At 75.9% G+C, this 10,319-nt stretch carries 9 protein-coding genes; 7 read left to right on the top strand and 2 right to left on the bottom strand.

Annotated elements, in window-relative coordinates:
* Window positions 1–453 precede the first annotated feature (453 nt).
* From JFN87_RS28990 to JFN87_RS28980, 3 genes are all read left to right on the top strand, one after another.
* Window positions 454–2,094, top strand: coding sequence for a hypothetical protein (locus JFN87_RS28990; protein WP_209344787.1), 1,641 nt, complete (start codon window positions 454–456; stop codon window positions 2,092–2,094).
* A 40-nt stretch (window positions 2,095–2,134) separates the two neighbouring features.
* Window positions 2,135–3,502 (top strand): AAA domain-containing protein, encoded by a 1,368-nt coding sequence (locus tag JFN87_RS28985; RefSeq protein WP_372449301.1) that lies wholly within the window; start codon window positions 2,135–2,137, stop codon window positions 3,500–3,502.
* A gap of 144 nt (window positions 3,503–3,646) precedes the next feature.
* Window positions 3,647–4,300: a GOLPH3/VPS74 family protein gene (locus JFN87_RS28980; RefSeq protein WP_209344785.1), complete on the top strand. Its 654-nt coding sequence runs from the start codon at window positions 3,647–3,649 to the stop codon at window positions 4,298–4,300.
* Window positions 4,301–4,354: 54 nt separating this feature from the next.
* Here the strand turns inward: JFN87_RS28980 and JFN87_RS28975 are convergent, their stop codons facing one another.
* Window positions 4,355–5,779, bottom strand: a complete 1,425-nt coding sequence (locus JFN87_RS28975; RefSeq protein WP_209344783.1) for an NsdA family TPR-like regulatory protein — start codon at window positions 5,777–5,779, stop codon at window positions 4,355–4,357.
* Between the two features lie 242 nt (window positions 5,780–6,021).
* On the opposite strand from JFN87_RS28975, the gene JFN87_RS28970 reads away from it, so the two are divergent.
* Together JFN87_RS28970 and JFN87_RS28965 are read left to right on the top strand one after the other, a co-directional pair.
* Window positions 6,022–6,561, top strand: coding sequence for a hypothetical protein (locus tag JFN87_RS28970; protein ID WP_372449300.1), 540 nt, complete (start codon window positions 6,022–6,024; stop codon window positions 6,559–6,561).
* A gap of 196 nt (window positions 6,562–6,757) precedes the next feature.
* Window positions 6,758–7,585: a spermidine synthase gene (locus JFN87_RS28965; protein ID WP_245182371.1), complete on the top strand. Its 828-nt coding sequence runs from the start codon at window positions 6,758–6,760 to the stop codon at window positions 7,583–7,585.
* A gap of 52 nt (window positions 7,586–7,637) precedes the next feature.
* Here the strand turns inward: JFN87_RS28965 and JFN87_RS28960 are convergent, their stop codons facing one another.
* Complete coding sequence (locus tag JFN87_RS28960; protein ID WP_209344779.1) at window positions 7,638–8,171, bottom strand: hypothetical protein; 534 nt, start codon at window positions 8,169–8,171, stop codon at window positions 7,638–7,640.
* A 73-nt stretch (window positions 8,172–8,244) separates the two neighbouring features.
* Between JFN87_RS28960 and JFN87_RS28955 the strand changes: the two genes are divergently transcribed.
* A complete protein-coding gene (locus JFN87_RS28955) occupies window positions 8,245–8,955 on the top strand; it encodes a response regulator transcription factor (RefSeq protein WP_209344777.1) in 711 nt (236 codons plus the stop codon).
* A partial coding sequence (locus JFN87_RS28950) for a sensor histidine kinase (protein ID WP_209344775.1) occupies window positions 8,952–10,319 on the top strand: 1,368 nt, incomplete at its 3' end. The genes JFN87_RS28955 and JFN87_RS28950, both read left to right, overlap by 4 nt.

Below are 10,319 nucleotides of genomic sequence, written 5' to 3'. Positions count from 1 at the left end.
CTCTCCACCTCGTCGCGCGGCTCGCTTCCGCCGAGCGTGCGCGCGAGGTGCGGCGCGGCATCCAGTACGACCCGCGGCCGCCGGTCTGAGACGGCCGGCCGGCGGCCTGAGACGCCCGGCCGGCGGGGGACACGGTGCGGGCGAGGCTCCGGGCGTGGGGCAGGCGGCCGGTGACGCACCCGGCGCGGAAGGGGCCGCGCGCGAGGCGGCCGGCGGGTACGAGATCTCGCGCGGGGCGCCTGGTGTGGGGCAGGCGTCCGGCGGGGGACACGGCGCGGGCGAGGCGTCCGGCGGGGAGGACATCTTGCGCGAGTCTCCTGGCGTGGAGCAGGGGCCCGGCGCGGGACGCGGCACGGGCGAGGCTCCAGGCGTGGAGCAGGCGCCTGGCGCGGAGCAGGCGGCCTGCGCGGAAGACGGCGCGCGTGAGGCGCCCGGCGCGGAAGGGGCCGGCCCATGTCGCTGATGTCCACGCTGGCCAGGCTCGAAGCGGTCGCCGGCGGGCGTGCCGAGCCGCTTGCGACCGTGCGCCACCGCCACCTCGCGGACCGTCCCCTCGTCCTCGTGCCGCTGACCACGGCGGGCGAGGCCGGCGCGCCGCTCGGCGCGCTCGTCGGCACCGACAGGGACGCGCCCCGGCTGCTCACGGTGGCGCAGCCGCGCGACCGCGACCTGCGCTTCGCGTTCCTCGCCGAGCTCGCGGACGCCGTGCTGCCCGTCCTTGAGGCATACGCCGACGACGTGGAGGCGGCCGAGCGCACCGAGACCGACCCGGAGACGGGCAAGCGCGTCAAGGTCGAGACCGAGCTGTGCGCCGACGCGCCGCAGCTGATCGTGCCCAGCAGGCCGGGCATCGACTTCGTGCGCCTGCTCGGCCGGTCCATGCGGTTCCGCCGCACCGCGGAGGACGACCCGGACGCGCCCTACCCCGCGCCCCCGCGCGTGCCGCTGCTCGGCCGCTGGCTGACGCACTACGGCGAGCGCGCCCGCGTCCCCGGCTCCGCGCTGCTGCTCGCGATGACGGACCTGCTGAACCGCCACTGGGCGAGCGGCCAGTCCAACCTGGAGGACCAGCACCTGGGCGCCCTGCTCGCGTGGATCGACCCCCCGGACGGACTCAACGGCGCGCAGGCCGCGCTGCGCGCCGAGACGGGCAGGGACGCGCGCGGGCAGCTGCTGTGCCCGCCGGCGGGCCCCGCGACCGACCCCGCGTTCGACAACAGGCTGCTCGCGCCCGCCGTCGACCGCTACGACCTGGCGCGCCGGCAGCTCGCCGCCGCCGAGGACGGCGCGTACGCGGAGGAGCAGCTCGCCAGGGCGGCGGCCGCCGAGCGCGACGTACGCGGGCTGCTCGCCGAGGTCATGCGGCCCACGTGGGACGCGGTGTGGCGCGGCATCGACCTGCTGCGGGCGCTTCCCGCGGGCGCGCGCGTCAAGGACCGCTGGACCGGCGACCGCTGGTCGTACACGGGGCACCGGGACCGGGTGCGCGCCGGCGAGCCGCCGCAGCCGCGCCGCGACGACGCGGTCACGGCCGCACGGAAACTCGCCTCGCGCGAGGCGGCACAGACACGTCTCGAAGCCGCCGAGGCGCTGGACGACCCGCTGGTGCTCGCCGGGCACCGCCTGGCCGGCCAGGCGTTCGTCGGCGAGGTCACGGACGTCGTCCTCGAGTACAGCGAGGGCAAACGCCCGGCGCCGCGCCCGCTGGTGACGGTGCGCAGCGACGACGGACCCCGCCTCGGGGAGCGCGCGAAGGTGTACCGCTCGCTCGGCGGCAAACCGCAGACGGCGGTGTTCGTACGGTACGAGGCGGACGCGGTCGTCCTGCGCATCACCGACCGCATGGGCAGGGCCAAGGTGCCGGCCGAGGGATCGGTGCCGGAGAAGGGCGACGTGATCGCGTGGACGCTGTTCGAGCACGACGTGCGCGGCGGCCCGAAGCTGCCGGACCCGGAGGAGACGCCCTGGACGCACGGCGGCCCGCCCGAGACGGCCGGCCGCCCGGCGCTCCCGGCCGCCCGCGAAGAAGGCCGCTCGGGCCCGGACGCCGCATGGCCGGAACCCGACCGGGTGACCGAGGAGGATTTCCTGTGAACCGTGCCGCCGCGTCCGCCCGTTCGCACAGGACACCACGATGACGGGCCCCGCCACCGCGACGCCCGCGATGTACGCGGTGGACGGCACCGACCCCGCCGCCGCTGCCGCGCGCGCCACCGACGCGATCCTCCACGACACCCTGCACGGCACCGCGCGGGGCGTGGTCGTGGACTCCCCGCCGGGCGCGGGCAAGTCCACGCTCGTTGTGCGCGCCGCCCGCGAACTGGCCGCCGCCGGGCGGCCGCTGATGGTGGTCGCGCAGACCAACGCCCAGGTCGACGACCTGGTGCTGCGCCTCGCGGAGAAGGACCCCGAGCTGCCGGTCGGACGGCTGCACAGCAGCGACCCCGACGCCTACGACCCGGCGCTCGACGCCCTCGAACACGTGCGGAAGTCGTCGCGCGCCGCCGACCTCGCGGGCCTCGACGTCGTCGTCTCGACGGCCGCGAAGTGGGCGCACGTGCAGGGCGTCGAGCCCTGGGGCCATGCGATCGTCGACGAGGCGTACCAGATGAGGTCGGACGCGCTGCTCGCCGTCGCCGGGCTGTTCGAGCGTGCGCTGTTCGTGGGCGACCCGGGCCAGCTCGACCCGTTCAGCGTCGTCGGCGCCGAGCAGTGGGCGGGGCTCTCGTACGACCCGTCGGCGAGCGCGGTGTCCACGCTGCTCGCGCACAACCCGGACCTGCCGCAGCACCGGTTGCCGGTGTCGTGGCGGCTGTCGGCGTCGGCGGCGCCGCTGGTGTCCGCCGCGTTCTACCCGTACACGCCGTTCCGCAGCGGCACGGAAGCCGGTGACCGCACCCTCGCGTTCGGCGTCGCGTCGGACGGCTCGGGCACCGACCGGGTGCTCGACGAGGCGGCCGCGTCCGGCTGGGGCCTGCTCGAACTGCCCGCCCGCCGCACCCCGCGCACCGACCCCGAGGCGGTGCACGCGGTCGCCGCGGTGGTGCGCAGGCTGCTGGACCGCGGCTGCGTGGCGACGAGCGAACGGGCCGGTGAGCCCGTGCCGGTGACGGCCGACCGCGTCGCCGTGGGGACGGCGCACCGCGACCAGGCGGCCGCCGTGCGCGCGGCGCTCACGGAGCTCGGCGTGACGGGTGTCGCGGTGGACACGGCCAACCGCCTCCAGGGGCGGGAGTTCGACGTGACGGTCGTCCTGCACCCGCTCTCGGGCCGCCCCGACGCCACGGCGTTCCACCTGGAGACGGGCCGCCTGTGCGTCCTCACGTCCCGCCACCGTCACGCGTGCGTGGTGGTGTGCCGCGAGGGCGTCGCCGAACTGCTCGACGACCACCCCTCCACGGAGCCCGTGCAACTCGGGGTGAGCATCAAGTTCCCGGACGGCTGGGAGGCCAACCACGCGGTGCTGGCACACCTGCGGGAGCACCGGGTCACCGCGCCGTAGCGCGGCGGGCCTCGCATGACAAGTGTCATCCGCATCGGTGACGGACCGCACTCGATCCGGCGGCCCCCTGCCGGGAGTGTGGAGTGCACGGACGCCGGCAGGCCGCGACACGGGCCGCCGGTGGGGCGATCCTGAAGGAGGGCCATGAACGAGACGCTGCCGCAGCGGCTCTACCTGCTCGGCTACGACGTGGACAAGGGCACGTTCAGGGCCGTGGACCTGCAGGGCAGGGGCCAGTTGCTGCGTGCGGGGGCGCTGGCCGAGATGGCCGTCGGCGGGCTGCTGTGCGAGGAGGACGGCAAGGCCGTGCCGAGCGCCGGCTCGCCGCCGGGGGACGCCTTCCTCGCCGAGGTGTGGGGCGATGTGACGGCGGGCAAGCCGCGGAGCTGGTTCACGCTCGTCCACCACAAGGCGTACGAGGCCGAGTCGGCGGTCCGCGAGCAGCTGGCGGCGGCAGGGGCCGTCACGCCCGCCGAGGGCAGGTCGCTGAACCCGCTCTCCACCCACCAGGTCACCGTCAACGACGTGGACGGTGTGAAGGCGCTGCGGGACCGCGTCCGCGACACGGCGCTGTCGGGCGCGGACCCGGCGTCCCTCCTGCTGGACGACGTGGTGATGGCCGTACTCGCCGCCGCGAGCGACGAGTTCAGCGTGTTCGGCCTGAAGGAGCGGTTCAGGCACAGGCGGGCGCTCGGCGCGCTCGACACGTACTTCGACGGTGTTGTGCCCGGCCTGCGCACCGCACTGCGCGCTTCGGTCGGGTCGAGCAGGGCGTACGGGGGCGGCTGGGGCAAGTGAGGCCGTGACCAGCACCCGGGGTGGCCGGACGGTATGTCGGGCCGGACGCGGCCGTCAGACCGGGCGGCCCGTGCCCGCGCCGGAGCGTGTGAGGAAGTCGCCCACGCCGCGCACGCGCCGCTGCGGCAGCAGCACCCGTGCCGTCGTCGTCACTATCCCCTGGACGCGGGACGAGCGGACGCCGGACGCGGAGTCCCCGTCGAGCAGGTCGAGCGCGGCGTGGCCCGCCGCGGCCGCCTCGTCCGGCGACCCCGAGTGCGCCAGCGCCATCGCGAGCTCAACGCGGTAGAGCGCCAGGTTGCGCGCGAAGTGCCCGTCCTGGATCGCCGTCGCCCGGTACGCGTGGCGCGCCGCCCTCGGCCAGTCGCCCAGGGCCGCGTGGCAGCGGGCCTCCTGCCAGGCCAGTTCGGGCGCGCCGAAGAAGGACATCCACTCGGGATCGTCGTCGCACGTGCCGCGTTCGAAGTAGGCGTGCGCCCGCGCGAGGCTGCTCGCGGTCGCGCTCCGGTCGCCGAGACCCGCCCATCCCGCCGCCTCCCGCATCGAGAGCAGCGCGAGCAGGCGCGGCGTCCCCAGCCGCTGTGCGGCCCTGCGGCCCGCCTGCGCGGCGCGTACCGCCTCGCGGTGCTTGCCGCAGTCGTGCGCGAGGAACGACGTGTTGCAGAACGCGTGCGCCTCCAGCGCGGGGTCGTCGGCGACGCGCGCGGTGGCCAGGGCCTCCGCGTAGTGGGACCTCGCCTGGTCGAAGCGGCCCGAGTCGTGCGCCAGCCAGCCGACGGAGACGGCCAGTTCGCCGGCGCCTGCGTGCAGCCGGTCCGACAGCGCGCGCTGCGCCACATGGCCCGAGTCGAGCAGCGCGTACGCGGCGCGCAGCGGCTCCGTGGCGCGCCGGAAAAGCCCGTCGGCGCCATGCCGGTCGTCCAGCAGGCGGATCCTGCGCACCTCCTCCTCGACGGCGCGCACCTCGGGCTCGCCGATGCGGCCGCCGGGATGGCCGGCGCGGCCGGAGGTGCCGGAGTGGCCGCCCGCGCGTGCGCCGTCGCGGGGGCCGGGAACCCCGAGGGTCACGCACGCCACACCGGCGCTGCCGCTCGCCATGAACGCCCGACGCAGCATGTCGCTCTCCTCCGGCCCGCCGGTGCCGGGGGAGCCGCCCGCATCGCGGGCGCCCTCGGCGGCGGGCGTGTCGCGGGCCGCCGTGCGTGTGGCCGCGCCCCTGCCCCGTACCGTCTCGCGAGCGAAGAAGCCCAGGTCGGCAAGAGACTTCCCGGGGAACATGTGCAGGAAGACCCGCTCGTACGCGTAGTTGGGGCAGCGGATCTCGCCCGACTCCACGCGCCCCACGTACCGCGCGTCGCAGGCCACCTGCTCGCCGATGTCCCGGGCCGCTCTGCGCACCGCCGCCGCGAACTCCCCGGGAGAGCGGGAGCCCCTCATCCGCCGGAAGGCGGTATTGGGGACTGCCGGTGACGTTGCCATGGCCGAGCCTCTCTTCGCGCGGGGCAAGAACGTACCCGCTGTGACGGGCCGCACACACAGCGTTTGACCACAAACGGGATATCTCACCCGTGATCTGCCATGAAGTGCCATCCTTTGCGGCGGCGTTCCGCCGTAGCCGTTGACGCCGCCGCGCGTTGAACCCTCCGTAGGCGTGCGATGTGTCTCGCTCGACGACTCGACGAGGAGGGTCTGCCTTGTTTGAGGTGAAGGTGGAGGTCGGCATGGAAGCCAGCCATGGGCCGCACACGACGACCGGCCGGCGGCCGGGGCAGGACACCGGCGCGCCGTGCGCCGCCGTGACGAGCGGCGCCCTGTGGTCGGGCCCTCCGGGCCGTGGAGGCCCCACCGCCAAACAGGCCACCGTCAGACAGGACACCGTCAAACGGGACACCGCGGAACAGGACACCGCGGAACAGGCCCCCGACCTCGTGACGGTCCCCGTGCGCCGGGGCCTCGAAGCGGTGGACATCCTGCGCCGCGGCGACGACCCCGCAGTCGGGCCCGTCCTCCACGACGGGCCCTGCGACACGGTCGGCTTCCTCGTGCCGCCCGGCACCGCCGAGGCGTGGGACGTGCCGGGCAGCGCCTGCACCGGGACCGACGGGCGCGGGCTGCGCCTGCCGTCCGAGCCGCCCGCCGTCGGCGCGGGCTGGCTGCTGCCGCCCGGTGCCTCCGACGGGCCGCTCACCGACCCCGCACGGTTGCGCGAGGCGCTCGACGAGGCCGCGCGCACCATCGAGGCGGCCGACAGCCGCAGCTGAGCCGACGGGCACAGCTGAGCCGACGGCCGCAGCTGAGCCGACGGCCGCAGCTGAGCCGACGGCCGCAGCTGAGCCGACGGGCACAGCTGACCTGTGCCTCCGCGATAATGAGGCCGTGGCCAGGAACGCACGCAAGGCAAGCCGTCCGTCCAAGGGCAACCCGTCCGCCAAGGACGCCGCTCCCGCCAAGGACGCCCTGCCCGCCCGGGAGAGCGTCGACGGCGGCACGGCCGAACTCGTGCCCGACCGCGAACGCCCCCGCGCCTGGACGCTGCTGCTCGACGGCGCGCCCCAGTCGCACGTCGACCTCGCGGAACCCGGCCACCTCGACTTCGCCTACCAGCGCAGGCTCGGGCACGCCGTCGACCTGATCGCCCCCGCGCGGCAGCCGCTGCGCGTGCTGCACCTGGGCGGCGGCGCCTTCACCCTGGCCCGCTACGCCGCCGCGACCAGACCCAGGTCGACCCAGCAGGTGATCGAGGCCGACGCTGCGCTCGTCGCGTTCGTCAGGGCCCGCCTGCCGCTCGACCCCGCCGCGCGCGTCAAGGTGCGCACGGCCGACGCCCGCGAAGGGCTCGCGAAGACCAGGGACGGCTGGGCGGACCTCGTGATCGCGGACGTCTTCTCCGGCGCCCGCACCCCGGCCCACCTGACCTCGGCCGAGTTCCTCGCCGAGGTACGGCGCGTGCTCGCGCCGGGCGGCTGGTACGCGGCGAACGTGGCTGACGGGCCGCCGCTCGCGTACCTGCGCGGCCAGATCGCCACGGCGGCCTCGGCGTTCGGGCACCTCGCGCTCGCCGCCGACCCGGCCGTCCTGCGCGGCAAGCGCTTCGGCAACGCGGTGCTGTTCGCCGCCGACACCGCCCTGCCGGTCGCCGAGCTGACCCGCCGCGTCGCGACGGACCCGCACGCGGGCCGGGTCGAACACGGGCGCGACCTCGCGGACTTCACCGGGGGCGCCGCGGTCGTGAGGGACGCGGACGCGAAGCCGTCGCCCCTGCCGCCGCCCGGCACGTTCGACTGAGCGGGCGGCCGCGGCGGTGAGCCGCGGCGGTGAGCCGCGGCGGGCGGCCGACCTACCGGCTGTCGAACGCCACCGCCGGCGCATGGCCGTTCCAGGTGTAGAACACCGACGACTCCCGCCGCCCCTTCGTGAACGTCACGCGCACCCACTCGGGCTGCGTCCACGTCTGCATCCGCCACCCCGCGTCGGGCGTCGCCGACACCAGCGACGCCGCGTCCGCACTGACGTCGAAGACCGCCCGGCCGCCCGCGATCTCGTAGCTCTTCACCGTGCCGGAACCCTGCCCGCCCGTCGCCGAGGGGGACGGAGCCGGCGAGGAGGGCGACGGCTTGCGTGAGGGAACGGACGTCCCGTGACGGCCCGGGGCGTGCGAGCCGGCGGGCGTGGCCGACGGGGAGCGCGGCCGCCGCGTCGCCGGGACGAGCGGCGGCGGCGGGGGTGACGTGGCGCCCGCGGCGATCGGCACGGCGCGCGGCGGGTCGTACGCGGTGCCCGCCATCACGGAGTGCACGCCCCACCACGACAGCGTGACCGCCGCGCCCGTGGCGAGCGACCACGCGACGACGGGGACGAGTGCCTGGCGCATCACGGACATGGTGCACCACCGGCCTGCGGCCTGTCTCACCCGGATGGCGTAGCGATGGCGTACGGTGCGGGCCATGGCACGAGTGCTCGTGGTCGAGGACGACCAGTTTGTGCGGTCCGCGCTGATCCGGCACCTGACCGAGGCGGCCCACACCGTGCGCAGCGTGGGCACCGCCCTCGAAGCCCTGCGCGAGGTCGCCCACTTCACGTTCGACGTCGTCGTCCTCGACCTCGGCCTGCCCGACCTGGACGGATCCGAGGCGCTCAAGATGCTGCGCGGCATCACCGAGGTGCCGGTGATCGTCGCCACCGCGCGCGACGACGAGACGGAGATCGTCCGGCTGCTGAACGCCGGCGCGGACGACTACCTCACCAAGCCGTTCTCGGTGGACGTGCTGTCCGCCCGCATGGCGGCGGTGCTGCGCCGCTCCCGAGTCTCGCCCGCGGGCGAGACGCCGCGGGACAGTGCCGTCGAGGTGGGCGGCCTCCGCGTCGACCCGCTGCGCCGCCGCGCCACCCTGGACGGCGCCGAACTCGACCTCACACGGCGCGAGTTCGACCTCCTCGCGTTCCTCGCGGGACGACCGGGCGTGGTCGTCCCGCGCAAGGAGCTGCTGGCCGAGGTGTGGCAGCAGTCCTACGGCGACGACCAGACCATCGACGTCCACCTCTCGTGGCTGCGGCGCAAGCTCGGGGAGACCGCGGCGCGACCGCGCTACCTGCACACGCTGCGCGGGGTCGGTGTGAAGCTGGAACCGCCACTGCCTGGTGCCGCCGCCCGATGAGGTGGGCACTGGTCAAGGTGGTGCTCGCGGTGAGCGTGATGGTGGTGCTCGCGTTCGCCGTCCCCCTCGGCCTCGTCGTCAGGGAGATGGCCAGGGACCGCGTGTTCACCAACGCGGAGCGGCAGGCCGCGGCCCTCGGGCCCGCACTCGCCATCACCACCGACCGGGGCAGGCTGGAGCGCGCCGTGCTCTCCACGCAGGCCGGGTCCGACGGCCGCATGGCCGTCCACGTGCCCGGCGCGCACGGGGCGTCCGGCTTCGAACTCGGCACGGGCAGGGCGGCGGCGGGTGACGTCCGTACCGTGGAACGCGTGGGCCGCGCCTCCATCTCCCCGGTGCGCGGCGGGTTCGCCCTGCTCCAGCCGACCGCGCTGTCCACGGGCGTCACCGCCGTCGTGGAGGTCTACGTGCCGGAGGCCGACGTCACCCGGGGCGTGGCCACGGCGTGGCTGGTGCTCGCGGGGGTGGGATGCGCGCTCGTGGTGGGTTCTGTGGCCTTCGCCGACCGGCTCGGCCGCCGCACGGTGCAGCCCGCAAGGCGGCTCGCGGGCGCGGCCCAGGCGCTCGGTGAAGGCGCGCTGGGCGCGCGTGTGCCCGAGGAGGGGCCGCCGGAACTGCGCTCGGCGGCCGCCGCGTTCAACGCCATGGCCGACCAGGTCGTCCAGCTGCTCGACGCGGAGCGCGAGTTCGCGGCCGACCTCTCGCACCGGCTGCGCACCCCTTTGACGGTGCTGCGCCTCAACGCGGCGTCACTCGGCGAAGGGTCCGCGGCCGAGCAGACGCGGCAGGCCGTCGCCCAGCTGGAGCGCGAGGTCGACACCGTCATCAGGACGGCGCGCGAGGCGAAGCCGCGTACGGCCGCCACGAGGGTGGTGACCGGCTGCGACGCGAGCGAGGTCGTGCGGGAGCGCATGGAGTTCTGGTCGGCGCTCGCCGAGGACGAGAGCCGCACCGTGCGGGTCGCGGGCGCGGACGAGCCCGCGCGCGTGCCGGTCGCGCGCGCCGAGTTGGTGGCGGCGCTCGACGCGCTGCTCGGCAACGTGTTCCGCCACACGCCCGAGGGCACGTCCTTCGCGGTCGACGTGCACCGGGCGCGTGACGCGGTGATCGTGCTGGTCTCCGACGCGGGGCCCGGCATCCAGGACCCCGGGGCCGCGCTGGCACGCGGCAACAGCGGTGGGCGCGACGGCTCCACGGGGCTCGGCCTCGACATCGCACGCCGGGCCGCCGAGTCGACGGGCGGCGACGTGCGGGTCGGGCGCTCGGTGCTCGGCGGCACGGAGATCAGGCTCTGGCTCGGCCTCGGGAGGGGGCGGAGCAGCGGCGCAGGACCGGGCGGCCGCCGGCGCGGCGTGCGCGGGCCT

This window comes from Streptomyces montanisoli (genome assembly GCF_017813245.1).
GTDB lineage: Bacteria > Actinomycetota > Actinomycetes > Streptomycetales > Streptomycetaceae > Streptomyces > Streptomyces montanisoli.
This window is presented reverse-complemented; position numbering and strand designations above follow the sequence as displayed.